Annotated in this window: 24 protein-coding genes; 5 read left to right on the top strand and 19 right to left on the bottom strand. The window is 69.4% G+C overall.

Annotated features, from left to right (window positions below):
- Positions 1-10: 10 nt before the first annotated feature.
- The 7 genes from VT85_RS20680 to groL (VT85_RS20650) form a co-directional block, all read right to left on the bottom strand.
- Positions 11-238, bottom strand: coding sequence for a DNA gyrase inhibitor YacG (locus VT85_RS20680; protein ID WP_068419618.1), 228 nt, complete (start codon positions 236-238; stop codon positions 11-13).
- On the bottom strand, positions 235-543 hold the full coding sequence (locus tag VT85_RS20675; protein ID WP_068419616.1) for an FmdB family zinc ribbon protein: 309 nt from the start codon (positions 541-543) through the stop codon (positions 235-237). The genes VT85_RS20680 and VT85_RS20675 overlap by 4 nt, the downstream gene beginning before the upstream one ends.
- 18 nt (positions 544-561) lie before the next feature.
- Positions 562-1098: a nucleotide exchange factor GrpE gene (gene grpE, locus VT85_RS20670; RefSeq protein ID WP_068419614.1), complete on the bottom strand. Its 537-nt coding sequence runs from the start codon at positions 1096-1098 to the stop codon at positions 562-564.
- Positions 1099-1178: 80 nt separating this feature from the next.
- Positions 1179-2339, bottom strand: coding sequence for a molecular chaperone DnaJ (dnaJ, locus tag VT85_RS20665; protein ID WP_068419612.1), 1161 nt, complete (start codon positions 2337-2339; stop codon positions 1179-1181).
- Between the two features lie 238 nt (positions 2340-2577).
- The gene (gene groL, locus VT85_RS20660; protein ID WP_068419610.1) at positions 2578-4203 is read right to left on the bottom strand and encodes a chaperonin GroEL; all 1626 of its coding nucleotides are present in this window, start codon (positions 4201-4203) and stop codon (positions 2578-2580) included.
- A 54-nt stretch (positions 4204-4257) separates the two neighbouring features.
- Complete coding sequence (groES, locus tag VT85_RS20655) at positions 4258-4557, bottom strand: co-chaperone GroES (RefSeq protein WP_068419609.1); 300 nt, start codon at positions 4555-4557, stop codon at positions 4258-4260.
- A 130-nt stretch (positions 4558-4687) separates the two neighbouring features.
- Complete coding sequence (gene groL / locus VT85_RS20650; protein ID WP_068419608.1) at positions 4688-6376, bottom strand: chaperonin GroEL; 1689 nt, start codon at positions 6374-6376, stop codon at positions 4688-4690.
- A gap of 415 nt (positions 6377-6791) precedes the next feature.
- On the opposite strand from groL (VT85_RS20650), the gene VT85_RS20645 reads away from it, so the two are divergent.
- Positions 6792-7688 carry an alpha/beta hydrolase gene (locus VT85_RS20645; RefSeq protein ID WP_082859029.1) on the top strand — a complete coding sequence of 299 codons (897 nt, stop codon included), beginning with the start codon at positions 6792-6794 and terminating at the stop codon, positions 7686-7688.
- Here the strand turns inward: VT85_RS20645 and VT85_RS20640 are convergent.
- The 9 genes from VT85_RS20640 to VT85_RS20600 form a co-directional block, all read right to left on the bottom strand.
- A complete protein-coding gene (locus tag VT85_RS20640) occupies positions 7676-8656 on the bottom strand; it encodes a hypothetical protein (protein ID WP_156512985.1) in 981 nt (326 codons plus the stop codon). The genes VT85_RS20645 and VT85_RS20640 overlap by 13 nt on opposite strands.
- A 496-nt stretch (positions 8657-9152) precedes the next feature.
- Positions 9153-10361, bottom strand: coding sequence for a deiodinase family protein (locus VT85_RS27865; RefSeq protein WP_197490907.1), 1209 nt, complete (start codon positions 10359-10361; stop codon positions 9153-9155).
- Between the two features lie 50 nt (positions 10362-10411).
- Positions 10412-10813 (bottom strand): hypothetical protein, encoded by a 402-nt coding sequence (locus VT85_RS28685; RefSeq protein WP_068419606.1) that lies wholly within the window; start codon positions 10811-10813, stop codon positions 10412-10414.
- Between the two features lie 32 nt (positions 10814-10845).
- On the bottom strand, positions 10846-11808 hold the full coding sequence (locus VT85_RS20625) for a DUF1559 domain-containing protein (protein ID WP_082858773.1): 963 nt from the start codon (positions 11806-11808) through the stop codon (positions 10846-10848).
- 289 nt (positions 11809-12097) lie between these two features.
- Positions 12098-12511 (bottom strand): hypothetical protein, encoded by a 414-nt coding sequence (locus VT85_RS20620; protein ID WP_068419602.1) that lies wholly within the window; start codon positions 12509-12511, stop codon positions 12098-12100.
- A 186-nt stretch (positions 12512-12697) separates the two neighbouring features.
- On the bottom strand, positions 12698-14458 hold the full coding sequence (gene aspS, locus VT85_RS20615; protein ID WP_315850931.1) for an aspartate--tRNA ligase: 1761 nt from the start codon (positions 14456-14458) through the stop codon (positions 12698-12700).
- 123 nt (positions 14459-14581) lie between these two features.
- Positions 14582-15889 (bottom strand): 3-phosphoshikimate 1-carboxyvinyltransferase, encoded by a 1308-nt coding sequence (gene aroA / locus VT85_RS20610; protein ID WP_068419600.1) that lies wholly within the window; start codon positions 15887-15889, stop codon positions 14582-14584.
- Positions 15890-15921: 32 nt separating this feature from the next.
- Positions 15922-16245: a DUF167 domain-containing protein gene (locus VT85_RS20605; protein WP_068419598.1), complete on the bottom strand. Its 324-nt coding sequence runs from the start codon at positions 16243-16245 to the stop codon at positions 15922-15924.
- Positions 16242-16943: a YggS family pyridoxal phosphate-dependent enzyme gene (locus VT85_RS20600; protein ID WP_068419596.1), complete on the bottom strand. Its 702-nt coding sequence runs from the start codon at positions 16941-16943 to the stop codon at positions 16242-16244. Before VT85_RS20600 ends, VT85_RS20605 begins: the two co-directional genes overlap by 4 nt.
- Before the next feature lie 122 nt (positions 16944-17065).
- Here VT85_RS20600 and VT85_RS20595 point away from each other — a divergent pair, with 122 nt between their 5' ends.
- Entirely contained in the window at positions 17066-17275 is a 210-nt protein-coding gene (locus tag VT85_RS20595; protein ID WP_068419595.1) for a hypothetical protein, read from the top strand.
- Between the two features lie 30 nt (positions 17276-17305).
- On the opposite strand, the gene VT85_RS20590 is transcribed toward VT85_RS20595, so the two are convergent.
- Positions 17306-18553, bottom strand: coding sequence for a hypothetical protein (locus VT85_RS20590; protein ID WP_068419594.1), 1248 nt, complete (start codon positions 18551-18553; stop codon positions 17306-17308).
- A 1045-nt stretch (positions 18554-19598) separates the two neighbouring features.
- On the opposite strand from VT85_RS20590, the gene VT85_RS20585 reads away from it, so the two are divergent.
- Complete coding sequence (locus tag VT85_RS20585) at positions 19599-22028, top strand: exo-beta-N-acetylmuramidase NamZ domain-containing protein (RefSeq protein ID WP_068419593.1); 2430 nt, start codon at positions 19599-19601, stop codon at positions 22026-22028.
- Between the two features lie 34 nt (positions 22029-22062).
- Here VT85_RS20585 and VT85_RS20580 read toward each other — a convergent pair whose 3' ends face one another.
- Together VT85_RS20580 and VT85_RS20575 are read right to left on the bottom strand one after the other, a co-directional pair.
- A complete protein-coding gene (locus VT85_RS20580; RefSeq protein WP_197490906.1) occupies positions 22063-22782 on the bottom strand; it encodes a tyrosine-protein phosphatase in 720 nt (239 codons plus the stop codon).
- Positions 22783-22988: 206 nt separating this feature from the next.
- Positions 22989-23900 carry a polysaccharide biosynthesis/export family protein gene (locus VT85_RS20575; protein ID WP_082858772.1) on the bottom strand — a complete coding sequence of 304 codons (912 nt, stop codon included), beginning with the start codon at positions 23898-23900 and terminating at the stop codon, positions 22989-22991.
- A 321-nt stretch (positions 23901-24221) separates the two neighbouring features.
- Between VT85_RS20575 and VT85_RS27860 the strand changes: the two genes are divergently transcribed.
- Together VT85_RS27860 and VT85_RS20560 are read left to right on the top strand one after the other, a co-directional pair.
- Complete coding sequence (locus VT85_RS27860; protein WP_156512983.1) at positions 24222-24671, top strand: hypothetical protein; 450 nt, start codon at positions 24222-24224, stop codon at positions 24669-24671.
- Positions 24672-24969: 298 nt separating this feature from the next.
- Complete coding sequence (locus tag VT85_RS20560; protein ID WP_156512982.1) at positions 24970-25812, top strand: hypothetical protein; 843 nt, start codon at positions 24970-24972, stop codon at positions 25810-25812.
- Positions 25813-25968 lie beyond the last annotated feature (156 nt).

The raw sequence follows: 25968 nt of genomic DNA, 5'->3' as shown, positions 1-25968 counted from the left end.
CGGCGCGAGATCAGTCCTCTTCGTCGAATCGGCCGTTCGCCTCGGGGGGGCGGGTCGACCCGTCCTGGTCTTCGGGCCCGAGTTCGACCGGGGGGCCGGGGATGGCGTAGTCCTCGTCGATCCAGCGGCCGAGGTCGACGAGCCGACAGCGTTCGGAGCAGAACGGGAACGTCGGCAGGTCGTCGATGCTGGCGACCGCGAAGGGTTTGGAGCAGGTTGGGCAGCGGCCCTGGATCATGCCGTGGTCCCGCCGCTGGAGGAAGCCGGGGGGGCGGGCGCCGGGGTCGACTTGGGGGCGTCGCCGCCGGAAGAGGAGCCGCCGCTCGAGGTGTCGGCCTTGGCGGCTTTCTTGTAGGAGTCGCTGCGGTAGTCGGTCTGATAGAAGCCCGAGCCCTTGAAGAGGATGGCCGCGCCGGGGCCGATCTTGCGGCGGAGGGTGTGCTTCTCGCAGCCGGGGCAGAGGGTCTGGGGGTCGGCCTTGATGGACTCGTAGGCCTCGAACTCGTGTCCGCAGGCGTCGCAGATGTAGTCGTAGGTGGGCATCGTGGGCTCTCCTCCGCGTCAGGGCTTGACCGAGACGGCCACCTTGCTGGGCCTCAGCACGCGGTCGTGGATCGTGTATCCCTTGCTCAGCTCGGCGACGACGGTCCCCGCGGGGGCGTCGGCGTCGGGCTGCTGCATGAGGGCGTCGTGGAAGTTGGGGTCGAACGGTCGGCCCAGGGCCTCGATGGGCTCGACGCCGTACTTCGCCAGGGTGGCGAGGAACTGCTTGTGGACGATGTCCAGGCCGGAGGCCACCCCCTCGGCCTGGCTCCCGCGGATGGCGTCGGCGGCCCGCTCGAGGTTGTCGAGGACCTCCAGCAGATCCTGGCTGAGGTTGCCGACGGCGTAGAGTCGGTCGGCCTCGGCCTGCTGCTTGCTGCGCTTCTGGAAGTTGATGAACTCGGCGCGGGTCCGCAGGGACTGTTCGCGGGCCTCGTCCCGCTCCTTCTCGAGCTGGGCCGTCGGGGATGCGGTCTCGGCCTCGACGAACGGCTCGGCGGCCTGGTGCTGGTCTTCGTTCGGGGGGGGAGCGGAGCGGTTGGCGGCGTCGGACATGATGCGGATCTCCTGACCTGGGACGATCGAGGGCCTGGGAGGATGCGAGCGGTCGCGGGCGCCGACGGGATGCGTCGGCGTCAGGTCGATTCGGGGGTCTCGGACTCGTCCTCTTCGGTGAAGTAATCGCGGAGCCTCTCGAAGAAGCTTCGGCGACGGGGGCTGACCTGTTCGTGCTCGATCTCGGCGAACTCGCGGAGCAGTTCCTCCTGGCGGGTCGTCAGGTGCCGGGGGGTCTCGACGACGACCTCGACGATTTCATCGCCCCGGCCTCGGCCGCCGATGTCCGGCATGCCGCGTCCCTTGAGCCGGATGGAGTCTCCGCTCTGGGTCCCGCGGGGGACCTGGACGCGGCCGGGCCCTTCGAGCGTGGGGACCTCGACCTCGGCGCCGAGGGCGGCCTGGGCGAAGCTGATGGGGACCTGGCAGAGCAGGTCGTTTCGCCGGCGTTCGAAGAACTCGTGCTTGCGCACCATGATCTGGATCTGGAGGTTGCCGCGGGGGGCGCCCATGTCGCCGAGCTCGCCTTGCTGGCGGAGTTGCAGCCGCATCCCGGTCTCGACGCCCGGGGGGACGTCGACCTGGAGCTTGGCGACCTGGGGGACGCGGCCGGAGCCGTGGCAGCCGGGGCAGGGGTCGGTGATCTTGACCCCCTCGCCGCCGCAGGAGGGGCAGGTGGTCGCGACCTGGAAGAAGCCCCGGGTCTGGACGACCTGGCCGCGACCGCCGCAGTAGTTGCAGGTGGTGGCGACGGTCCCCTTCCGCGCGCCGGAGCCGTTGCAGTCGCCGCAGAAGTCCTGGCGGTTGACCTCGATGTTCCGGGAGGCGCCCCGCGCCGCCTCGTTCAGGCTGATCTCCAGCCGCATCAGGAGGTCGGGGCCCTGTCGGGGGCCGCGCCCGCGTCCGCCGCCGCCGCCGCCGAAGAGGTCGCCGAGCAGGCCGCCGCCGAAGATGTCGCCGAAGGTCGACATGATGTCGTCGGCGGAGCGGAAGTCGTGGAAGGCGGAGCCGTCGAGCCCGGCGTGGCCGTAGCGGTCGTAGCGCTGGCGCTTCTGGACGTCGGAGAGGACGTCGTAGGCCTCGGCGGCCTCGCGGAAGCGCTTCTCCGCCTCCTTGTCGCCGGGGTTGCGGTCGGGGTGGAACTTCAGCGCCATCTGGCGATAGGCGCGCTTGATCTCCTCGTTCGAGCTCTCGCGCGTGATCTCGAGGACTTCGTACAGGTCGCGTTTGGTGGTTGCCATCGGCGCGGCGTCTCGACGGTCGGGGTGCCGGGACGCGTCGCGACGGCCCTCCCCGAGCCCCGCGCGATCCCCTGTCCAACATCAAAATCTTAACATCCGGGCCCGTTTCCTCCCAGCCGGACCGATCCGGGGCGGGCGAGGGAAAGGGGCGTCGGAAAAAAACGGGCCGGGGCGGCGCTCGATCGACGGATGGATCGAGCCCGCGCCCCGGCCTTCGGCGCTCAGGTGGGACGTCGGCTCAGCGGACGGACCCCTCGACGCGGGGGCCGTTCTCCTTCTCGTCGTCCTTCAGGTTGGTGATGAGGGCCTCGGTCGTCAGCAGGAGGCCGGCGATCGAGGAGGCGTTCTGGAGGGCCGTGCGGGTGACCTTGGTGGGGTCGATGATGCCGGCCGCGAACATGTCGACGAATTCGCCCTTGTTGGCGTCGTAGCCCATCGAGCCGCCGGCCGCCTTGACCTCGTCGGCGATGACGCCGCCGTCGAAGCCGGAGTTGGAGGCGATGTAGCGGACGGGCTCTTCGAGGCCGCGGAGGACGATCCGGGCGCCGAGCTTCTCGTCGCCTTCGAGCGACTCGATCAGCTTCTCGACGGCCGGGACGACGCGGAGCAGGGCGGTGCCGCCGCCGGGGACGATCCCTTCCTCGGCCGCCGCGCGGGTGGCGTGGAGGGCGTCCTCGATGCGGGCCTTGGTCTGCTTCATGTCGGCTTCGGTCGGGGCGCCGACGCGGATCAGGGCGACGCCCCCGGAGAGCTTGGCGAGCCGCTCCTGGAACTTCTCCTTGTCGTACTCGCTGTCGGTCTCCTCGATCTGGCGGCGGAGCTGGTCGATCCGGCGCTGGATCTCCTCGCGCTTGCCGGCGCCCTGGATGATCGTGGTGCTGTCCTTGTCGACCTTGACCTGGCGGGCCTGGCCGAGCTGGGCGAGCGTGAGGTTCTCGAGCTTGAGGCCGAGGTCCTCGCTGATGACGGTGCCGCCGGTGAGGACGGCCATGTCGCCGAGCATCGCCTTGCGGCGGTCGCCGAAGCCGGGGGCCTTGACGGCCGCGATGTTGAGGATGCCGCGGAGCTTGTTGACGACCAGGGTCGCCAGCGCCTCGCCCTCGACGTCCTCGGCCACGATCAGCAGCGGCTTGCCCGACTGCGCGACCTTCTCCAGGAGCGGGATCAGCTCGCGGAGGCTGCTGATCTTCTTCTCATGGAGCAGGATGAGGGCGTCCTCGAAGACGACCTCCATCGTGGTCGGCTGGGTCACGAAGTAGGGGCTCAGGTAGCCCTTGTCGAACTGCATGCCCTCGACGAACTCGAGGGTGGTCGAGGCGGTCTTCCCTTCCTCGACGGTGATGACGCCGTCGCGGCCGACCTTCTCGACGGCGTCGGCCAGCATCTGGCCGACCTCGTGGTCGTTGTTGGCGGAGATGGCGCCGACCTGGGCGATCTCCTCCTTCTTGGACACCGGCCGCGAGATCTTGTCGTGGAGCTCCGCGACGGCCGCCTCGACGGCCTTCTCGATGCCCCGGCGGAGGGCCGTCGGGTTGGCGCCGGCGGTGACGTTCTTGAGCCCCTCGCGGTAGAGGGCGCGGGCCAGGATCGTCGCCGTCGTGGTGCCGTCGCCGGCCACGTCCGACGTCTTCGACGCCACGACGTTGACGAGCTTGGCGCCCATGTTCTCGAACGGGTCCTTCAGCTCGATCTCCTTGGAGACCGTGACGCCGTCCTTGGTGACGAGCGGGCCGCCGAAGGACTTGCTGAGGATGACGTTCCGGCCGGTGGGGCCGAGGGTCGATCCCACGGCCTGGGCCAGGACGTCGACGCCTTCCAGCAGCTTGCGGCGGGCGGCGTCGGAGAAGAGCAGTTGCTTAGCCACGGAAGAGAGCTCCTCGAACGAGGGGTGAGTTCAGGCCGGTCGACGCGACCCGGCTCACTTGACGACCTTGGCCAGGATGTCGGACTCGCGGAGGATCTTGATCTCCTCGCCGTCGACCTTGATCTCGGTCCCCGAGTACTTGCCGAAGAGGACCTCGTCGCCGACCACGACGCCGATCGGGCTCCGCTCGCCGGAGTCCAGGAGCTTGCCGGGGCCCACCGCCAGGACTTCGCCGCGCTGGGGCTTCTCCTTGGCGGTGTCCGGGAGCACGATGCCGCCGGCCGTCTTCTCCTCGGCCTCGATCTGCTTGATCACGACGCGGTCTTCCAGGGGACGAATGGTCAGCTTGGCCATTTTCGCGTTTCCTTCTCGTCTTATCGAATGAATCGAATCGGTGTTCGGTGATCGTTCGTCTCGGGAGTCGGGCGGGGCCCCTTCGCGAAGGGTCGGAAGGGGCCCGGGGGGGAGCGACGCGGGGCGTCGCTCACATCATCCCCATGCCGCCCATGCCGCCCATTCCACCCATGCCTCCCATGCCACCCATGGGGTCCATGCCACCGCCGTGGTGGTCATGGTGGCCGCCGCCGGCTTCCGGCTTCTTCGGGGGCTCGGCGATCATGGCCTCGGTGGTGAGGAGGAGTCCGGCCACCGACGCGGCGTTCTGGAGGGCGGTGCGGGTGACCTTGGCCGGGTCGACGACGCCGGCCGCCAGGAGGTCGCCCCAGGCGCCGCTCTCGGCGTTGTAGCCGAAGTTGGCGTCGTTCGACTTCTTGACCCGATTGACGACCACCGCGCCGTCGACGCCGGCGTTCTCGGCGATGTAGCGGGCGGGCTGCTCGGCGGCGCGACGGATCAGGTCGACGCCGAACTGCTCGTCGCCTTCGAGCTTGAGGCCCTCGATCGCCTTGGAGGCGCGGATCAGGGCGGTGCCGCCGCCGGGGACGACGCCTTCCTCGATCGCGGCGCGGGTGGCGTGCAGGGCGTCCTCGACGAGGGCCTTGCGCTCCTTCATCTCGGTCTCGGTCGCGGCGCCGACGTTGATCTGGGCGATGCCGCCGGCGAGCTTGGCGAGCCGCTCCTGGAGCTTCTCCTTGTCGTACTCGCTGTCGGTGGTCCCGACCTCGCGACGGATGGCGTCGGCGCGGCCCTTGATGGCCTCGCTGGTGCCGGCGCCCTCGACGATGGTGGTCGCTTCGCTGGTGATGGTCACCTTGCGGGCGCGGCCCAGGTCGGTGAGCTGGACGGCGTCGAGGTCGACGCCCAGGTCCTTGAAGATGGCCTTGCCGCCGGTGAGGATCGCGATGTCCTCGAGCATGGCCTTGCGGCGGTCGCCGTAGCCGGGGGCCTTGACGGCCGCGACCTTGAGGATGCCGCGGAGCTTGTTGACGACCAGGGTCGCCAGCGCCTCGCCCTCGACGTCCTCGGCGATGATCAGCAGCGGCTTGTTGGCCTTGGCGATCTTCTCGAGCAGGGGGATCAGCTTGGTGGGGGAGCTGACCTTCTCCTCGTGGATCAGCAGGTAGACGTCCTCGAGGACGACCTCCATGCGGTCCTGGTCGGTGACGAAGTGGGGGCTCAGGTAGCCGCGGTCGAACTGCATCCCCTCGACCACGTCGACCGTCGTCTCGAAGCCCTTGGCCTCCTCGACGGTGATGACGCCGTCGGTGCCGACCTTCTCGAACGCGTCGGCCAGCTTCTCGCCGATCGACATGTCGTTGTTGGCGGCGATCGCGGCGACCTCGGCGATCTCCTTCTTGCCGTTGATCTTCTTGGCCTGCGACTTGACGTTCTCGACGATGGCCGTGACGGCCTTGTCGATCCCGCGCTTGATCGCCATCGGGTCGGCGCCGGCGGCCAGGGCCTTGAGGCCCTCCTTGAAGATGGCCTCGGCCAGCACGGTCGCCGTCGTCGTGCCGTCGCCCGCGGCGTCCGAGGTCTTCGACGCCGCTTCCTTCACGAGCTGCGCGCCCATGTTCTCGTAAGGATCGGTCAGCTCGATCTCCTCGGCGACGGAGACCCCGTCCTTCGTCACCGTCGGGGCTCCCCACCCCTTGTCGATGACGGCGTTCCGACCCCGCGGGCCGAGCGTGCTGCGGACCGCGCGGGCCAGCTTGCCGACGCCGCTGGCCAGCTTCTGGCGGGCCTCTTCATCGTATGCCAGTATCTTCGCCACGTGGATTCTCCAATCGACGACTCGGACGTGTCGGCCGAGGGCGCTGTCCCGGCGCGACGCGGGGGTCGTGCCAAAAACGACTCCCGAGGTTATTCGACTCCCCCTAGATGCAACTCGCGTACCGGTGTTTCGATCGTGTCTCAAGATCCATTGAGACAACACGTTGCGTTCTCAAGCCGAGAGTCGGACGGCGGCTTTGGCTGCCGTTTTGACAGGGCCGCCTGCATTTTGGCGAGGGGGCCGGAGGGACCTGGAAGGGCGGCCGGCGGGAGGTTGCCGGGGCCTTTCCCATGCTCTACGATCGGGGCCTTCGAGGAATTGAGGCGTTTCCCGGTGCGAGATGGGGGGTGGCGACATGGTTTCCCTGGGCTTTTCGCGTGGGTTTCTGGCGGCGGTCGTCCTTGGGGCGGCGGGGATGGTTCCGACGTCGGCCGCGGAACCGCTCGACGCGGCGTCCGAGGTCGTCAAGCTCTGGCCCGGCGGGGCTCCCGGCGCCAGGGGGGACGACCTGGCCAAGGACGTGCCCACGCTCTCGGTGTTCCTGCCCGAACCGGGCGTCGCCACGGGCTCGGCGATCGTGGTCTGCCCCGGCGGCGGATACGGCGGCCTGGCCCTCGACCACGAGGGGAGGCAGGTCGCCGAATGGCTCAACTCGGTCGGCGTCGCGGCCTTCGTCCTCAAGTACCGGCTGGCCCCGGAGTATCACCAGCCGGCGATGCTTCACGACGTCAATCGGGCGATCCGCGTGGTGCGTCAGGGGGCCGCGAAGTGGGGCGTCGATCCGGGGCGGATCGGCCTGATGGGGTTCTCGGCCGGGGGCCATCTGGCCTCGACGGGGGGGACCCATTTCGACGCGGGCCAAGCCGACGCCGAGGACCCGATCGAGCGGGTCAGCTCGCGGCCCGACCGCTTGATCCTGGTCTATCCGGTGATCGCGATGGCGACCCCGTACACCCATCAGGGCTCCAACCGAAACCTGCTGGGTGAGAACCCCTCGGCGGAGCTGTTGAAGTTCTACTCCAACGAGCAGCAGGTGACGCCCCAGACGCCGCCGACGTTCCTGGCCCACACCAACGAGGACAAGGCGGTGCCGCCGGAGAACAGCCTCCTGTTCGCCCTGGCCCTGCGCAAGGCCGGAGTCCCCCTGGAGTTGCACATCTTCGAGAAGGGCCAGCACGGCCTGGGCCTGGGGGCGGGGGCCAAGCAGTTCAACATCGGTCCCGATCCGGCGTTCCAGGCCTGGCCCGGGCTCTGCGAGACCTGGCTCAAGGGCCAGGGGTTCCTCGACAAGCAGCCCGATCAGTCGCGCTGAGCTTCCGGGGCGACGGCCCGGGCGGTCGGCGCGATCGCCGGCCGCTCGGCGAACGCACGGAAGGCCCCCTCGACGGCCCGGGCTTCGGCCGTCTCCAGGCTGTCGGGGGCGATGAGGCGGGCCAGGTCGGCCGGCACGGTCCGCTCGTCCCCCTCGGGGACGTCGATCATCGCGAACGACCACGAGACGGGGATGCCGGCGAACGTCCTCGCCTTGACGTGAAGCGGGCCGTCCACGATCGCGGGGGAGGCCAGTTCGCGGATCACCGGGGCCGACCCCGAGGGAGAAGGCCGGCACGCGAAGAGACGCAGCCCTCCGGACGCGGGATCGACGAGCACCGCGTACAGCACGTCGAGCGTCACGTGTTCCGTCCCCGTCAGACTGGTGGTCGGCGTGCGGAGGATGGCGAAGGTCGGGGTCGTCGCCGTAAGCGTCGCCTGGTCCAGCTCGCGCGAGCCGGCGGCGAGGATGATCCGGTCCTTGGTCGACCATTCGCCCGAGGCGTCACCCACGTTCGTGGCGGTCACCACCACGTCGCCCCCGTCAGCCTCGCCGACGACCGGCGCGGCCAGTCCGACGCCGAGGCGAGTCAGGACGTACGGCCCTTCGGCCGAGGTCTGGGCCACGTCCGCCAGGATCACCAACCGGATGCGGCGGGCCGTCTCGAACGCCTCTTTCGAGAGCGTGTCGAGCGCGCCCGAGGCCAGCATCGGCGTCGACTTCAGGACCACGCGGCTCCATCCCGACGGCGGCTGCCGGTCGGTGAATCGCGTCCCCGGCGACAGGCGCTCCAGGCGGGGGCGACTTGCGACGGCCGAAACGTCGACCGCCTCGCCCTTGGCCGCAACGCCAACGGCTTCCGGTTCCGGCGAGGGATCGAAGCCCCCCGCCAGCAAGGGGATGATGACCAGCATGGCCACCGCCACACGCAACCAGTGTCGGGGCGAAAGGTTACCGGGAATTCTCACGTTCTCGCTCCCAGGGACCCCGACGCGGATTCACGCCCTCGCCCGACCGAGATCTTCGGCCGAACGACGATCTCGCGAGGCCCGATCCGAGCGGGCGAGACCACGGAAGGGTCAGAAGGCGGATGTGTGGCGATTTGCAGCATACAGACTCTCTAGTTTCTCCATTTTAGCACGTCGAGACGTGATTGATCGAGGAGCATCCTCGCATCTGTCGCGATTTCGCCACGATCGGCCATAGGAATATGGAGGCTGGACTCTCCGGAGTCGAGGATCGGCGAGGTGACGGGTAGACACCAAGCGTTCCGCAAACCCCGTTCCCCGGAGCGTGCCAGGTCGGCGCGAGGAGGAGCGGGGCGGTCCAGGTCGACGGGCGTTGACGATTGTAGAGGGCGGAGGGGTTTCCGGACTACCCGGATTTGGCGAAGGGGGAGGGGGCAACGCCGACGGCCCCGCTGGTGGGCGGGGCCGTCGGGGCGACGGGATGACGTGGAAGGGCTCAGCGGACCTCGGAGCGGGCCTGATCGCCGGTCGATCCTTCATCCTGGAGGAGCAGGATGAGCGACTGTTCGAGTTCGGCGGGCTTGAAGCCGAAGGGGCCGCGGGCGTTCTTGAAGGCGATCTTGCCCGCCGTGTCGATCAGATAGAAGCGGCCCGGCATCCCGCTGTAGCGGGCGCCGACGGCGTCGTCGATGGTGTCGACGAGCATCGGGAAGCCCAGGCTGAGGAGCTTCCCGCAGCGCTGGGCGACCTCGGCCCGCTCCTCGTAAGTGCGGGGCTGGGCGGTCGAGACCCCTACGGATTCGTTGGACTGCATCCGCCAGCCGTCGCTGGGATGGGCCTCGCGGACGTAGACCATGACGAAGGTGGCGCGGTCGCCGTAGCGGCGGTGGAGCTTCTCGAAGTTGCCGGCCATGCTGCGGAACGGGCCGCAGGTGAAATTGCCGAAGATTAGGACGACCGGTTTGGGACCGACGAGCTTCGACAGCGTCAGCTCGCCCTGGCCGTCGGCTGTCTTCAGGCTGAAGTCGGGGGCCGTCTCGTCAAGGTTCGGGCCGCTCTGGAGCGAGCCGATCTCCTGGCGGAAGAGGCCCTTGATGAGCTGCTCCTTGGTCGGCCGGTCGCCGGGGCCCATCGAGCCCGAGGGGGCGGGGAGCGCCCGTTCCAGGTCCATTCGTGAGAGGAAGCCCGCGTCGTCGGCGTCGGCGGCCTTGAAGAATCGCTCGATCTCCTCCCTCACGACCTTGCCGTCGCCGTCGCGGTCGAGGCGGGAGAAGAGCATGGAGCCGGGGGAGGGCATGTAGGCGCGGGAGAAGTCGAAGTCGGCCTGGGTCAGCCCGGCGTCGCGGTCGCGGTCGAGACGGGCGAAGGATTCGTCGTCGCCGGGATACTCCGCGCGGGCGACCTTGCCGTCGCCGTCGCGGTCGAATCGGGCGCGGACGGCGTCCCAACCGTAGCGGGTCTGGGTGACGGACGTTCGGAACCAGCCGTTCGTCGGCCCCATCGGCTCGTCGCTGAGGATGGCGGTGTACATGTCGAGCCACTCGGGCCGGTCCGGCCAGGCTTCGCGGAGCGCCCGGCTCGATTCGTCGGCGGCCGTCGCCGGCGCGGCGGCCTGGGGCTTCGAGGGCTCCTCGGCGATCGCCGAGACGCTGAGGCCCAGGCCGGCCGTGAGAATCGCGGCGTGAAGGGATGTTCTGACGAGCATATTCCAGATCCTCGGAGGATGGTCGGGGGTCGTGAGATCGGATTTCCTGATCATCGCATCATGTCTCGGAAGACGGTGAGGGCGGGGCTCGTCGTGACGAGGTAGTGGGCGTCCCGCTGGAGCTTCTTGCCCTTGGCCGCGAGGTTCAGCTTGACGCGGACTTCCAGGTTCGCGTCGGCAGGGACGCCGTCGCCTTCCACCTGATAGCTCTCGAGCTTGGCCCCCGACAGCCATTCCAGGTCCTGGACGACGATGGCCGGGGCCGCGTCCTTGAGGAAGTCGGGGGTCTTCCCCTCCTTCCAGGCGTCCAGGACGGTCTTCAGGGCGTCCATCGCGGGGCCGGGATCGACCGGATGCGCGACGCCCGACGAGCAGCCCGACGCGATCGCGGCCAGGGCGACGACCAGGGCGGCGACGGTCCGCCGCGCGAGGATCTTGTTGCGGATCGACATGCGATGTCCTCCCGATGCGAGCGCCGTTCGGCTCAGTAGGCGTCGCTGCTGATCACCTCGCCGCCGGAGATCGTGCCGAGGGCGCTCCAGGTGGCCAGGCTGATCGAGTCCTTGATGAACCGGACCGAGCCGTCGGCGAGCAGCAGGTTGACGCCGCCGGGGTGGAAGCTGCTCGGCGGCATCACCGCCCGGTTGGTGACGAAGAAGCCGCAGGAGCGGCCGTTGGGCGGGTTGATGTGCTGGAAGATGTGCTGGCCCGTCAGCCAGGGGGCGCCCATGAAGAGCGGGAACTGGTTCGACAGGTTGGAGACGTCGACCGCCCGGCACATGTTGTAGGCCTCGTCGACGGTCGTCGGCGAGAGCGGCGAGAAGAAGACGTCGGCGACCTTGCTGACGACGGCGTTGTTGCCGTCGGCCAGGACGCGCTCCGAGAACATGCCGGTGTTCGACAGGCCGTCCGTCACCTCGGCGAACCGCTTGGAGCTGTTGCCGTGGAACAGGCCGTTGGGCCGGGGCAGGCCCGCGTTGCCGCCGACGGCCTCCTGCCAGACGATGCCGCTCCCCATGTCGGCCATGTAATTGGTCCCGCCCCCCAGGGCCGGCAGCGGATTGCTCTGGTCCGAGGGGCAGACGAAGCCCGAGACGACGGTGAAGCGGGACGTCGAGTTGATCGGGTCGTCGTACTTCGCCGTGAAGTTGATCGCGTTGTAAACGGCCGACTGCTCCATCTGCGGCAGGAGCATGCTGAGCGCCGACAGCCCGGTGGTCCCGAAGACCATGTTCGCGCCCGGGAGCGCCCCGCGCGATTCGTGGTAGTTGTGACAGGCCAGCCCGATCTGCTTCAGGTTGTTCGTGCACTGGATCCGCCGGGCGGCCTCGCGGGCCGCCTGCACGGCCGGCAGCAGCAGCGCGATCAGGACGGCGATGATCGCGATCACCACCAGCAGCTCGATCAGCGTGAAGGCCGAACGTCGGTCTTGTATTGGAGAATTCATGATGTGCGAGTCCGTGGAAATGAATGGGCGTGGAGACTTGGGCGAATAATAACGAATAAGCATGCATTGTGACGATGCCGTCGCCGGCCCCTTCCTTCCCCCCTCGTGGGGGAAGGTGGCCCGGAGGGCCGGATGAGGGGGGCCATCAAGGCGGACGAGTCGAACAGCCGACGGCCGCTGCGCTCGTCGCCCCCAGATCCGCCGCTGCGCGGCTCCCATCTCCCTCGAGGGGAGAAGAAAGATCGCGCAACGCCGCCGGGTCGGATTCGAAGGCTGGAGGGCTGCTTCGTCAGGCGCCGCGCGGAGGGCGTTCGAGCGCGAGGGCCGCGAGGATGGGCGAGAGGAGGGGCTCGGCCCAGGCGGCGGTCGTGGCCGCGGGCGCGGGGGGAGGGGCCTTGAAGAGGGCGAGGCAGCCGTCGTCGCGATCGGGCAGGGCCGTCGGGGAGGGGGTCTCGGCCGAGGGCGCCTTCGACTTGCATCGAGGCCCGTGGCAGGGGAGGCCGGGGACGGTCCAGGTCGTCGCGTGGGGCGACGCGCCGAGTTCGAGGAGCTGGAGCGCGGCCGATGCTCGATGCGGGACGGTCGCCCCCGCCCGATGGGCGCAGTCGGCGGACGATCGGGGTGAAAAAGCCGCGCAGACGATCAGCGACGCCAGCAAAGGCGCGAGCCGGAAGGCCGAGAGTGACGATCGCGGCGTCGTCATGCGGTTCGGGTTCGCTCAAGGCCCGAAGGCCGGGACGGAAGCATGAGTTGGATGAGAATCAATCTATATCAGGTGGGCCTCCTGTCAATCATTTTCCGCCCGACGATGTCGAGAAACGACGAACGCCGCGAGGACGAGCTCCGCGCGGCGTTCGAGGGTTTCAGTCCGGATCGGAACGACGGGTCGTCACGTCGAACGGATGTTGAGTTCCTTGAGTTGTCGGGGCTCGACGAGGCCCGGCGCGCCGGTCATGAGGTCGGTCCCCTTGGCGGTCTTGGGGAAGGCGATGCAGTCGCGGATGTTGGTGAGCCCGGCGAACAGCATGACCATCCGGTCGTACCCGAAGGCGATGCCGCCGTGCGGCGGGGCGCCGTTGCGCAGGGCGCTCAGGAGGAAGCCGAACTTCTCCTCGGCCTGTTCGGGGGAGAGGCCCAGCAGGCCGAAGATCTTGGACTGGACGACCGGGTCGTGGCAGCGGATCGTCCCCCCCGCCCCTTCCTCGCCGTTGATGACGAGGTCGTAGGCCTGGGCCCGGACCTTCAGCGGTTCGGTGTCGAGGAGGTGGAGATCCTCGGCGAGCGGCATGGTGAACGGGTGGTGCTCGGCGACGTACCGATTCTCGTCGGCGTCCCACGCCAGGAGCGGGAAGCGGACGACCCAGGAGTAGTGGAACGCCTTGGGGTCGTACAGCTTCAGCTCGGCGGCGAGCCGGGCGCGGAGGTTCGAGAGGGCCTGGCTGGTGACGGCCTGGGTGTCGGCGACGATCAGGATCAGATCGCCGGTTTTGGCGTCGAACCGCTCTCGGAGCTGGGCCTGGACTTCGGGCTTGAAGAACTTGGCGGTCGGCCCGGCGAAGGTCTCGGCCTCGACCTTGAGCCAGACCAGGCCCTTCGCGCCGAAGTTGCCGGCGAACTCGGTGAGGCCGTCCAGGTCCTTTCGGCTGTACTTCTCCCCGCCGCCAGGCGCGCAGAGGCCTCGGATGCGGTTCCCCGCCTCCTTGGCCATCTGGAAGACGCGGAACTCGGTCTGGTCGGCGATGTCGGCCAGGTCCTTCAACTCCAGGTCGTAGCGGAGGTCGGGCCGGTCGCTGCCGAAGCGTTCCATCGCGTCGTGGTAGTTGACGCGGGGGAGCGGGAGGCTCAGCTCCTGGCCGGCGAACTCCTGGGCCATCGCGGCGATCAGGGGCTCCATCGAGGTCATCACGTCCTCGTCCTCGACGAACGACATCTCGATGTCGAGCTGCGTGAACTCGGGCTGCCGCGTGGCACGGAGGTCCTCGTCCCGGAAGCAGCGGGCGATCTGGAAGTAGCGGTCGAAGCCCGAGACCATCAGGAGCTGCTTGTAAAGCTGCGGCGACTGCGGCAGGGCGTAGAAGTGCGACGCGTGGACCCGGCTGGGCACCAGGAAGTCGCGGGCGCCTTCCGGCGTGCTCCGGCCCAGGATGGGGGTCTCGACTTCCAGGAAGCCCTGATCCGAGAGCACCCGGCGCATCGTCTGGCCGACCTGATGGCGGAGGATGAAAACGCGCTGGAGGTCGGGACGCCGGAGGTCGAGGAAGCGGTACTTGAGCCGCAGTTCCTCATTGGGCTCGGGGCCGTTGATCTCGAACGGGGGCGTGGGCGAGGCGTTGTAGACGACCAGCTCGACCGCGCGGACCTCGACCTGGCCGGTCTTGAGCTTGGGGTTTTCCTTGCCGGCCAGCCGGCCGGCGACCGTGCCGCGGATCCCCACGACGTACTCGTTGCGAAGCTCGCGGGCCTGGGCCTGGAGGTCGGCCCCGGCCTCGGGCTCGAAGACGACCTGGGTGACGCCGTAGCGGTCGCGGAGGTCGATGAAGACCAGGCCCCCGAAGTCGCGCCAGGCGTCGACCCAGCCGTTGAGCGCGACGGCCTGGCCGACGTGTTCCTTGGTCAATTCCCCGCAGGTATGCGTCCGTTTCAGCAGCATGGTTCGCTCGGCGGCCTGTCGATTGTCGTAAATTCCGACGTCGTTCGGGTTTGGGTCGCCCCGCGCGGAGCCCGGACGAGACGTCGCGAGGTCGTTCACGATACCCCGCCCCGTTTCGGAGCGTCAAGCGGTCGGGCTGGTTCGGACCGCGGCCAGGTCGTCCCAGAAGCCCGGGTAGGTCTTGGCGACGCAGCCGGGGTCGAGGATCGTGACGCCGGGGATCTTCAGGCCGGCCAGGGCGAAGGACATCGCCATCCGATGATCGTCGTAGGTGGCGATCGCGGCCGGCCTGAGGGCGGAGGGCTCGGGGGGGATGATGAGCAGGCCGTCGTGCTGCTCGGAGACGTCCGCGCCCAGCTTGCGAAGTTCGGCGGCGAGGGCGGCGATGCGGTCGGTCTCCTTGTGGCGGATGTGGCCGACGTTGCGGATCCGGGTGACGCCGTCGGCGAACAGGGCGACGACGCCGAGGGTCATCACGGTGTCGCTGATCGCGTTCATGTCAACGTCGACCGCCCGCAGCGGCCCGCCGGTCACGGTCGTCCGGTCGCGCTCGCGGACGACGGTGCAGCCCATGTGCTCCAGGACGTCGACGAACTGCACGTCCCCCTGGATGCTCGACGAGCCGAGGCCCTCGACGGTGATCGAGCCGCCGGTGATCGCGGCGAGGGCGAAGAAGTAGCTGGCGGCCGAGGCGTCGGGCTCGATCGAGTAGTCGCGACCGTTATACCGGCTGGGGTGGACCACGAACCGCTTGTTCTTGCGGTTGCTGGGCTCGACGCCGAACTCGCGCATCACGTCGAGCGTCATCGCGATGTAGGGCTGCGAGACCAGCGTCCCCTCGACGTCGACGACCGTCTCGCCTCGGGAGTAGGGGAGGGCCATGAGGAGGCCGCTGAGGAACTGGCTGGAGACGTCGCCCCGGACGAACGCGAAGCCGCCGTCGAGCCCGTCGGCGTCGATCTGGACCGGCGGGCAGCCCGTCCCCAGTTCGCTCCTGGTGAACGCCCCCAGGCCGTTGAGCGCCTGGAGGAGGTCGGCGACGGGTCGCTGGCGCATCCGGGGGGTGCCGTCGATCCGGTACTTCCCCTTGCCGGCCGCCAGGGCGGCCGTCAGGAACCGGAGGGTCGTCCCGGAGTTGGCGACGTGGAGGTCGGCCTCGGGGGCGGGGAATCGGCCGCTGCAGCCCGTGATGCGGATCGTCGCCGTCGCCGCGTCATGCTCGACGGCGATCCCCAGCGCCTTGAGGGCGTCGATCATGACGCGGGTGTCTTCGCTGTCGAGCGCGCCGGTGAGGACGCTCGGCCCTCGCGCCAGGGCGGCGACGATCAGGGCTCGGTTGGTGAGGCTCTTGGACCCGGGGACGCGCACGGTCGCGGTCGGCGCGGGGCCGTTCCAGGGATCGATCGTCAGTTCGGCGGGATAGTCGGGCATCGTTCGTCCGTTGGGGCGTTGTCGGTTGGCTGTCAGGAGTTCGTGTCGGAGGGCTTCGGCTCGGGGAGGGCCCCGGCGATCCGGCGGCCGGCCTCCTCCGGGGTGAGCCCGGCCAGGAGGATGCGCTTGTGGCGCGAGGTCTCGCCGGAGACGAGGGCGATCGCCGACGGCCGCAGGCCGAGCGCGTCGGCGAGGACGTCGAGGATCGCGGCGTTGGCCTTCCCCTTGTCGGGGGCGGCGGTCACGGCCACGCGGAGGGCGCCCGCGCGTTCGCCGAGGAGCCCGTTGCGGCGGGCGCCCGGCTGGGCGTGGACGTTCAGGAGCACGCCCTCTTTGCTCGGGGTCAGCTCGATCACGAGTCCACCCCCTCGAAGAGCGCCGAGCCGACGCGGACGAGGGTCGCGCCTTCCTCGACGGCCGCCTCGTAGTCGTTGGACATGCCCATCGAGAGGTCGGGGAGCGGGCGGCCGATCCGACCGGCCAGCGCGTCCCGGATGGCGCGGAGGCGGATGAAGGAGGGCCGGGCGGTCTCGGCGTCTGTGCCGTAGGCGGCCATCGTCATCAGGCCGATGAGCCGGATCCGCGAGCAGGCGGCGATCGCGTCGGCGTCGGTCAGGACCGCGGCGTCCTTCCAGCCGTGCTTCGCCTCCTCGTCCGACGTGTTGACCTGGAGGCAGACGGCCGGCGGGTCGGCGACCTCGCCCGCCAGCTCGTCGAGCGTCCTCAGGAGCTTCAGCGAGTCGACCGCGTGGATCACCCGGACCATCGGGAACGTCCGCCGGGCCTTGTTCCCCTGGAGGTGCCCGATGAGGTGCCAGCGGATCGCGGCCGGGCCGTCGGCCAGCGCGTCGACCTTCTCCCAAAGTTCCTGCGGGTAGTTCTCTCCCAGGTCGAGCATGCCGGCCTCGACCAGGGGCCTGACCATCGCGACGGGCCGCTTCTTCGTCACGGCGACGAGCGTCACCGAGGCCGGATCGCGTCCCGAGCGGCGGGCGGCGTCGGCGATCCGGTCCTGCACGGAGAGGAGGTTGTCGCGGATTCGGGCGGTGTTCATGGCGGGTCGTCGGTCGGGGCTTCGGGGTGACTCGGGGAGGACGTATCGGTTATGTTCGAGCCTTCAGCCGGGCCGTCGTTGAAGACGGCCCGCGCACACGCAAAGGTCGAGGCGAACTTCCGATGAAGCCCATTCTCATCATAACCGGAATCCTGTCGGCGGTCCTGATCACGGTCCAGGCCGTCCTCGGACTCCTCATCCGGCGCGGGGCCGACCCGAGCCTGACGGGGGCCCACTTCCACACCGGCATGTTGACGGCCGTGGTCACGATCGTCTACGTCGCGCTCTCCCTGACGGTGATCCTCGCCAAGCCCCGCGACCGGAGCTTGTGAGCCGCCGGGCCGGGATCGCCCGGCTCGGGTTCAGGCCAAAGTCGCGATCGCTTCGACGTCCCCCTCGGGCGTGAAGCGTCCCACCACGAATCGGTCGGTGGTCGAGAAGCCCAGGAACGACCTCCTCACGGGAGGGCCGAGGCTCCGGTAGACCACGAACGTCTCGTCCCGCCCCCAGGTTACGCGAGCGGCCCAGGCCGTCTCGGGCGGGCAGACCTTGCCTTGCTCGGCCACCGTGAGGCGGTTCCAACGGAACGGCTTGCGGTGGCGGGCGTGGTCCCACGAGACGAGCAGGGGCAGCCACGCATCGCCGCCCTCGGCGAGCGGCCGGACGATCATCCGCCGCGACGCCTCCTCGTACTCCAACGCGCCGCGACCGATCAGGATCGCCTGGGCGGACTTCCCGGGCGCCCCCGTCTTCAGGAGGAAACCGCCGGGCGTTTCCAGGGGGGCGACGATCAGGCCGGAGGGGACGTCCAGCCGCGTCTCCGGCGCGTCGTCGGGCCGCAGCCCGTCGAGCTGGTCGGCCAGGATCGCGAGCCGACGGCCTCGGAGCATCATGGCCAGGCGGGTCACCCGACGACCCCCGGACGAGAAGCTCCACTCGGCCACGTCGGCGTTCGAGCTGGTCGCCCAGGCCGTCGGCTTCGCCGCCTCGGGGAGGACGCTCGGCGTCGACGGATCGGGCGTCGACCATTCCGAGGAGAGCCACGGCGTTCCGGCGCCGTAGAGTTCGAATCGCGTCCCGGCTCCGGCGTCGCGCTGGTCGAAAGTCAGGAAGTCGCCCCGGCGCGTCCAGTCCGCCCGCAGCACGCCCAGCACGCGATCGCCGCTCGACCAGGCGGGGAGGGGGGGCGGTACGGGGTCGACGTCGCGGCCCGGGAACCACCAGTCGAGGACTCGCCCCACGTCGGGCTCGCGGAAGGTCGCCAGGAGCCCCCGCCAGTATTTGCGCGGCGACTCGGGCTCGGTTCGATCGGGGGCGAGGCCCGCCGTCCGGCCGTCGGGGCGGGAGAACCGGAGGAGCATCCGGAAAAAGCCGGTGAGCCGCTCGTCGAGCCGGGGCGGCCAGCCCTCGCCGCGACCGCGCGCCTCCGCGAGACGACCGAGCACGCCCGACCACTCCGAGAGGGGGAGTCGGATCGGGTCGCCCTGCTCGCCCAGCTCCCGGATGAACCAGCCTTCCAGCGGCGTGGCATCGCCCTGAAGCTTCCAGGCGTCGACGGCCAGGCCGAGATCGTCGCGACCGGCCGGATTCGGTTTCTCTCGATCGACCATATTCGACCTTGGCGCCCCCTCGGATCTCCACACCAGGAGGACCCGAGTCGCCTCGGCTCCCGCGTGATGATGTATTCGGCAGCCTGTGCCCGAATCTTGTGCGGTCGTGGTCGTTCCGTGGGTGCAGAACGGTGGGAGACGCGGTGGGAATCGGGCTTTCTACGCCAGCGTCCGAAATTTTTCGATTGTCGTAAACCCCTGAATCACAGGAAATTTCGACGAGAGGCGGGCCTTGAATCGGGAGTAATGGCCCCTCGGATCGGCTCGCTTTCAGGTTCTGGCACCGCCTTTGCTTTTTCATCCTGGCGTTGACGACGAGAGACGCGAGACGGAGACGAAAGTCAAACTGGTTCAAAAGGTTGCGACGGAGACAGAGACCCGAGCCGAGAGGCTCGACACATTGTAAGAAGCCACCCCACTGGCGACGATCGGTTTATCCGATCTCCCCGCCAAAGGGCGAGCGGGAAACCTCGCACGACCCCCCGCTCGCCCTTTCTTCACCAAGGTTCCGATCCCTCGCCGGCACGAAAGGCGGGGGAGACGTCGAGCCTGCACGAGCCAACCGGCTAGTTGAGACGGTTCTTCGCGACGAAGGGAGAGGTCGTCGCGAGGGTCTGAATCTCTAGCCGGTTTCTTCCACCCGGTTCCGTCCCTCCCCGTCTCGACGACGGGGGGGGCGAGCCGACTCGAGCCAACCGGCTGTAGAACGGCGGTCCACGACCGAGGGAGAGGCGGTCGTAGGTCTCTGGGATGCAGTCCGGTTTCTTCCAAGGGCGTCCAGTCCCCGGCCTTCCCAGGTCGGGGACCTCAAACCGACCGGCCCGCTGATTGGAACGTTCACGACGAAGGGAGAGGTCGTCGTGAGGGTTCCGGTCAGCGGGCTGGTTTGGGTCATTTCGAAGCCCTCGCGCCGCCGGCCTGGATCGAAGCCCTTCGCGTCGATCGCGGGAGCAGAGAGGCGGACGCCGCGCCTCGCGGCTAGAATGGGGGCTTCGGTGCAACCGGATGACGCATCGGGGGCGTCTCGCTCCCCATTGGACTCGACATGGGTGGAAAGATCGTGAAACAGACGGGCGGCAGGCGGCTGGCGGCGTGGTTCGTGATCGCGGCGATCGGTTTGAGCGGGGGGCTCGCCCGGGGGCGGGAGCTTCCCGAGCCGACCGCGGAGACGGCGGCGCAGCTCGGCTTCGACGCCGAGCGCCTGGGCCGCATCGACGCGGTCGTGGAGCGGGCGGTCGCCGAGGGGAAGGTTCCCGGGGCGGTCGTCCTGGTCGGTCGCGGCGGCGGGGTCGCCTACGCGAAGACCTTCGGCAAGCGCGCCGTCGAGCCGACCGAGGAGCCGATGACGCGGGACACGATCTTCGACATGGCCTCGCTGACCAAGCCGATCGCCACCGCGACCTCGGTCATGGTCCTGATCGAGGAGGGGAAGATCCGCCTCTCCGACTCGATCGTGAAGTACTTCCCGGAGCTGGACAACCACGGCAAGGGGCGGATCACCGTCGACCACCTGCTGCGACACCGCGCCGGCCTGATCCCGGACAACGCCCTCGGCGACTACAAGGACGGGCCTGAAGCGGCCTGGAAGCAGATCGCCGAGCTTCAGCCGGTCGCCCGGCCGGGCTCGAAGTTCATCTATTCGGACGTGGGCTTCATCATCCTGGGCAAGCTCGTCGAGAAGGTGTCGGGCAAGCCGCTGGACGAATTCGCGGACGAGCGGGTGTTCGGGCCCGCCGGGATGGTCGACGCCCACTTCCGGCCGACCGCCGGCGACGCCTCGAATCGGCCGCCCCTGGACCGCGTCGCCCCGACCGAGAAGGAAGGGGACGCCTTCGTCCGGGGCGTGGTGCACGATCCCCGCTCGCGGGCCCTCGGTGGCGTGGCGGGTCACGCGGGCCTGTTCGCCACGGCCGACGACGTCGCGAACTTCGCCCGGATGCTCCTGTACTACGGCGCGGCCCCGTCGGGCTATCGCGTCCTCGCCCCTCTGACCGTCCGACTCATGCGCGACCCGGCCGACACCCCGGCGGGGCAGCGTCGCGGGCTGGGCTGGGACGTGGAGACCGGCTTCAGCAGCCCCAAGGGCGAGCTGTTCGGCCCGTCGAGCTTCGGCCACACCGGCTTCACCGGCACGAGCGTCTGGATCGACCCGGAGACCCAGACGTTCGTCGTGATCCTCACCAGCCGCCTCCACCCGAAGTCCAACCCGTCGCCGTCGACGCTCCGGCGCGACGTCGCCACGCTGGCCGCCGCGGCGCTCGTCGACCCGCCGGCCGTCCGCGCCCCGGCCTCCACCGCTTCGGACTCCGAATCGTCCCCCGCCCCCACGCCGTTCGCGACGGTGACGTGCGGGATCGACGTCCTGGCGGCCCGCGGCTTCGACTCCCTGAAGGGGAAGCGGGTCGGCCTGGTCACCAACCACACCGGACGCTCGGCGGACGGCCGGTCCACGATCGACGTCCTGTTCGCCGCCCCCGACGTCAAGCTCGTCAAGCTGTTCAGCCCCGAGCACGGCATCCGCGGCCTCCTCGATCACGAGAAGATCACCAGCGGCGTCGACGAGGCGACCAAGCTCCCGGTCGTCAGCCTGTACGAAGGCAAGAAGCGCAAGCCGCAGGATGAGGACCTCGCCGACCTGGACGTGCTGGTCTACGACATCCAGGACATCGGCGTCCGCTACTACACCTACGCCTCCACCCTGGGACTGGTGCTGGAAGCCGCCAAGGCCAACGGCAAGAAGCTGGTGGTGCTCGACCGCCCCAACGCGATCGGCGGCGTCGACTTCGGCGGGCCGGTGCGCGACGAGAGCTTCGAGTCGTTCGTCGCCTACCACGCGATCCCGATCCGCCACGGCATGACGGTCGGCGAGCTGGCGAGGCTGTACAACGCCGAGCGCAAGATCGAGGCCGACCTCGAAGTCGTCCCATGCGAGGGCTGGACCCGAGGGGCCGCCTACGATCGCACGGGCCTGCTCTGGGTCAATCCCTCGCCCAACATGCGGAGCCTGACCGAGGCCCTGCTGTATCCCGGCGTGGGCTGGCTGGAAGGGACGAACCTGGCGACCGGACGCGGGACCGACACGCCCTTCGAGCGCGTCGGGGCGCCCTGGATCAAGCCGGTCGCCTGGGCCCGCTCGCTCGACGCCCAGGGCGTCCCGGGCGTGAGCTTCACCCCCCTGGAATTCTCGCCGACCGAGCGCCAGTACAAGGGGGAGACGTGCGGCGGGGTGCAGATCCAGATCACCGACCGGGCCGCGTTCGACCCGATCAAGCTGGGCCTGGCCCTCGCGCTGACGCTCCGTCGCGACTACAAGGACGACTGGAAGCCCGAGCGCATGCCCACCCTGCTCTGCGACGAGGCCACCTACCAGGCGATCCTCGACCTCAAGAGCCGGGACCAGATCGAGGCCCTGTGGACCCAGGAGTTGGCCGACTTCGGGGCCGTCCGTGAGCGTTACCTGATCTACCCCGAATGATCGGGCGTCCGCACCGTCCGGCCGTGAGTCCGAATCACTGGCGGACTCGCGGCCCGACGGCGAGCGGTCGGGGGTCGACCGACGGGTCGTCGGCGCGATAGTCGTCGCGGACCCAGGTCCGGAACCGCTCGGGCGTGTGGGCCAGCCCCTGTTCCGACAGCCAGGCGGAGTACTCGTTGATCGGCTCGTGCAGCCGTTCCGGCCCGAAAAGCGGCACGTGGTTGTGGTAGAGCGTGAAGCCGGCCATCGCGGCCTCGGGCGGCTGGCCGGCGATCATCAGGTTGTAGACGACGGTCGCCAGCCCGGTGCGATCGGCCCCGGCCCGGCAGTGAAAGAGGACGGGGAGGCGGCAGGTCGTGATCACGTCGATCAGCAGCAGCAGCTCGCGACGCCTCGGCCGCCGGACCGCGCTCAGCGGCAGGTCGTAGAAGTCGACGCCGGCTTCCTCCGTGGCGCGAACCTCGTTGACGTACCAGGGGTCGTCCGCGTCCCCCCCGCGCAGGTTCAGGACGGTCGCGAGCCCATGCTCCCGGATCATCGCGTCGAGCCGCGAGGTCGGCTGGGCGGAGCGATAGGCCCGACCGGGATCGACGACGCCGAGATTCTGGCTGTAATACGGCCTGAACGCGAAGGCGGCCACGCCCAGCAAGCTCGCCAGGACCAGGACCCTCGCCGTTCGCCGCAAAGTCCAGCCGCGACGCGTCGGGGTCGGGTCGGGGTCGGTTCGCGCGTCCGTGGGCTGGATCGGGATCAAGTCGTCACCCCTTCGATTCGGATCGGAAGGCTCGTTCGTCATCTTGGGTCGGCCCTCGCGCCCGGTCAACCCCGCTTGCGCATCGCCGAGGCGGGCGGCCGGGGAGAAGCGACGCGGACCGATCCGACGTCGGGCGAGGGGCCCGCGGTCGGATCGGTCCATGCGTCGGGGTCGGTCCGTGTGGTCGGCTGGGGCCGATCAGGCGGTCAGCGGGCGCCCGGCTGGGTCAGCAGGGACGGCTGCGTGGCGGCGGCTCCGCCCGCCCCTCCCAACCCGCCCGTGCCCTGGGAGGCGAACTGCACCGATCGGATGGTGAAGCTGCTCTGGAGGATCGACTGGAGCACCGTCTGGAAGGGAGCGACGACGCGGTCCAGGAAGATCGTGGTCCTGACGATCGGGTCTCGATAGACGACGAGCCGGTCGCCGGGCATGAGCTGATAGTTGGTGGCGGGGTCGCCGCCGCTGGTGATCGCCGCCAGGTTCACCGGCAGGAGCTGCTCGCAGCAGGCCCCCGCCGGGGCGGGGCGGACCAGCCGGATGTTCTGCGGCGCGGCCGTGGGGAGCAGGCCGCCGGCGTACTGGATCGCGTCCAGCACCGTCTCGTTCCCCGTGATGGGGAGCTTGCCGGGGGCCCCGACGTCGCCCAGGACGTAGTAGTTCTTGCTGTTGTATGCGGTGACGTCCACGAAGACCCGGTCGGTGTCCTTGGGGTCGATCGGGATCGGCTTGCCCGTCTTGGGGTCTTCCTCGAACAGGCCGAGAAGCTCGTCGCTGAGGTACTTCCGCAGGTGAAGGACGATCTTCTCCTTGACCTCCGGGATGGTGAGCCCGGCGACGTAGACTTCGCCGTAGAAGCCCAGCGTGATCTTGCCGTCCGGGCGGACCAGGCGCTCGCCGGAGATCGGCCGGCCTTCCAGGGCCTCCAGCACCTCGACGAGGATCAGGTCGGGGGGCTCGACCACGTAGTCGGGCATCGAGACCTTCTTGAATTCGGTCGGGATGTTGCTATTGGCGATCGCCTCTTCGGGCGTCTTGACCGTCTGGCAGCCGATCGCGCCGCAGGCGGCCAGCAAGATGACCAGCCAGCCGGCCCGGCGGATACTCCCTGAGCTTTCCATGCCTTCTCCTCCCGGCATTCCGAGACCGGCTCGGCAGAGATCCCTTCTCCTGCATCGAGCGGCCGCCGCGATCCTTCGCGACATATCCCGCTCGCCGGATCCCAATTTCTGACTCTCGACAAGGATCGGCGGCTTGCGCCCCGGACCCAGACCCGCGTTCCCCGCGTTTGGTCTTGATACGTCTTAAAATCGGCACGATCCCCCGTCCGCTCAAATCGAAACCGGGCGATTCCCGGTTATCGGAGGCCTTCGGGGAAAAAACCGGCCGGGCGATTGTAGTAATTCCGGGTCGTCGCCTGGCTGACCGGGGCGGAGACGTTGGTGGCCGTCCCCCGGCCGTACCGGTTGAAGAAACTCGAGGCCTGCCCACCGGGCGCCCCCAGCGTGGGACGTCGGCCCGACCCCGTCCTGGAACCGGCCGACCCACGAGCCCCGCTGATCCGCCCCGACCCGATCCCCGTCAGCCGTTGGGCCGAGGTGGCCGCCGCGAGCCCGGCCTGGGCCCTCGTCATCGGCACCGCCGTCCCCATCATCATCTGCGCGGCCAGGGGGTCCACGACGACCGGCTTCATCGACGGATCGAACATGATCATCGGCTCCGCCGAGACCGCCGCCGTCTGCGCCCTGGCCGAGGAGCCCAGCAGAGCCGCGACGACCAACGCCGCCGCCGCCAACCGGGCCGACAGCCGAAATTCCTCGCTCATGCTCCACCCCCACTCGCAGGATCGGCCCGGGGCCGAACGAACGCCCGAACCGCCTCGCTCGCAATGAGGGACGCGACGGGGACCACGCGACGCCACCCCCTTCATCGGCCCGGATGCTCCCTCCGTTTTAATCATTCGCACGGGATTCCTCCTGGCTTTCCTTGCATCCGCCCCGCGCCGCAAATTCCGAGTTTTCGCTATTTGCGCAAAGCCCGAGTTCTACGCCGGTTAGCCATTTTATCTGGAGCATCGCGGCGGGGGGACCCGATCCAAGGGCAAGAGCCGTGATGGCGTAGTCGAGCTGGGTCGGCCTCCCCCAGGAGTACCGGAGGCGAAGCGTGCAACCCGATCGATCGAGGCAAGGAATGCACACGAAATCATGGAGAAGGCTTCTCGGGCCGCTGCTCCTCGCCATGGCGGCGAGCGTGGTCCTCTCGGAGTCGGCCCAGGCGCAGCAGACCGGACTCTTCCCCCTGCACCCGATCAAGCGGCAGCGGGTCCCGTGCAACCAGGAAGACCCGGTCTACCGCATCTACAAGGACCAGTATTTCGGGTATCACCCGACCCTCTGGCGTCGCTTCCCCAGCGGCTGGGGCGCGCCGAGCCCCGAGGCTCCGGACGCGAAGGCCTCGTTCCAGCAGATCCCGCTCCAGCCCCCCGAATGGTACGGCGAGGATGAGGAGCCGGGGGCGCCCGGCACCGAAGGCGCCCCCAACCAGCCGGATGCGGCCAGGCCGAACCTGCCGACCCCTCCCAACGAGGACGAACGCAGCCCGTTCGAGATGGATCCCCGCGCCGGAGCCGGCGCGGCGCCGGGCCTGGAGACGCCGTCTCGGACGGAGCCCTCGCCCCGGACCGAGCCCGCAGTGCCGGAGGAGGATCCGAACCGCTCCCCGTTCGATGTTCCGGGACCCCGGGCGAACGCCCCTCGGGCCAAGCCCCCTGAGCTCGCCCCGCCCTCCACCCCCTCCGCGTTCCGGAGCGGACGGCCCAGCCGCATGACCGAGGCCGACGTGAGGCAGGCGGGGAGCCCGATCCTGGCGATGCCCGACGCGGACGACGAGCCCTATGAGGCTCCGAGCCTCGGCGGACCCGCCCATAACCACACCCATAATCACGCCGCGGACTCGTCCCAGGGGCAGGCCCCTCGACGGAACCGGCTGGCCGCGATGATGGACGGCTTCGGCTGGAACGTCAGCCGTCGCTGAGCCGCCGCCACCTCGACGATACGAGGTCCGAGGGCGGGGCTTCGGGATCGCGTCCCCTCGCGGGACGCCCCCCGGAGGCCCGCCCTCGTCGGCGTTCGCGGCCCGCTGGAGCGTCGTTCGCCGATTCCCGCCCTGCGCCCTAGCGACGCGGGGCCG

This window comes from Planctomyces sp. SH-PL62, assembly GCF_001610895.1.
GTDB lineage: Bacteria > Planctomycetota > Planctomycetia > Isosphaerales > Isosphaeraceae > Paludisphaera.
The sequence above is the reverse complement of the archived record's forward strand: the minus strand, read 5'-3'. Positions and strand labels throughout refer to the sequence as shown.

Coding starts and splice junctions, on each gene's coding strand:
- VT85_RS20680 (WP_068419618.1), bottom strand. CDS start 238: ATGATCCAGGGCCGCTGCCCAACCTGCTCCAAACCCTTCGCGGTCGCC.
- VT85_RS20675 (WP_068419616.1), bottom strand. CDS start 543: ATGCCCACCTACGACTACATCTGCGACGCCTGCGGACACGAGTTCGAG.
- grpE (WP_068419614.1), bottom strand. CDS start 1,098: ATGTCCGACGCCGCCAACCGCTCCGCTCCCCCCCCGAACGAAGACCAG.
- dnaJ (WP_068419612.1), bottom strand. CDS start 2,339: ATGGCAACCACCAAACGCGACCTGTACGAAGTCCTCGAGATCACGCGC.
- groES (WP_068419609.1), bottom strand. CDS start 4,557: ATGGCCAAGCTGACCATTCGTCCCCTGGAAGACCGCGTCGTGATCAAG.
- VT85_RS20645 (WP_082859029.1), top strand. CDS start 6,792: ATGGTTCCGACGTCGGCCGCGGAACCGCTCGACGCGGCGTCCGAGGTC.
- VT85_RS27865 (WP_197490907.1), bottom strand. CDS start 10,361: ATGCTCGTCAGAACATCCCTTCACGCCGCGATTCTCACGGCCGGCCTG.
- VT85_RS28685 (WP_068419606.1), bottom strand. CDS start 10,813: ATGTCGATCCGCAACAAGATCCTCGCGCGGCGGACCGTCGCCGCCCTG.
- VT85_RS20625 (WP_082858773.1), bottom strand. CDS start 11,808: ATGAATTCTCCAATACAAGACCGACGTTCGGCCTTCACGCTGATCGAG.
- VT85_RS20620 (WP_068419602.1), bottom strand. CDS start 12,511: ATGACGACGCCGCGATCGTCACTCTCGGCCTTCCGGCTCGCGCCTTTG.
- aspS (WP_315850931.1), bottom strand. CDS start 14,458: ATGCTGCTGAAACGGACGCATACCTGCGGGGAATTGACCAAGGAACAC.
- aroA (WP_068419600.1), bottom strand. CDS start 15,889: ATGCCCGACTATCCCGCCGAACTGACGATCGATCCCTGGAACGGCCCC.
- VT85_RS20600 (WP_068419596.1), bottom strand. CDS start 16,943: ATGAACACCGCCCGAATCCGCGACAACCTCCTCTCCGTGCAGGACCGG.
- VT85_RS20595 (WP_068419595.1), top strand. CDS start 17,066: ATGAAGCCCATTCTCATCATAACCGGAATCCTGTCGGCGGTCCTGATC.
- VT85_RS20590 (WP_068419594.1), bottom strand. CDS start 18,553: ATGGTCGATCGAGAGAAACCGAATCCGGCCGGTCGCGACGATCTCGGC.
- VT85_RS20585 (WP_068419593.1), top strand. CDS start 19,599: ATGGGTGGAAAGATCGTGAAACAGACGGGCGGCAGGCGGCTGGCGGCG.
- VT85_RS20575 (WP_082858772.1), bottom strand. CDS start 23,900: ATGGAAAGCTCAGGGAGTATCCGCCGGGCCGGCTGGCTGGTCATCTTG.
- VT85_RS20560 (WP_156512982.1), top strand. CDS start 24,970: ATGCACACGAAATCATGGAGAAGGCTTCTCGGGCCGCTGCTCCTCGCC.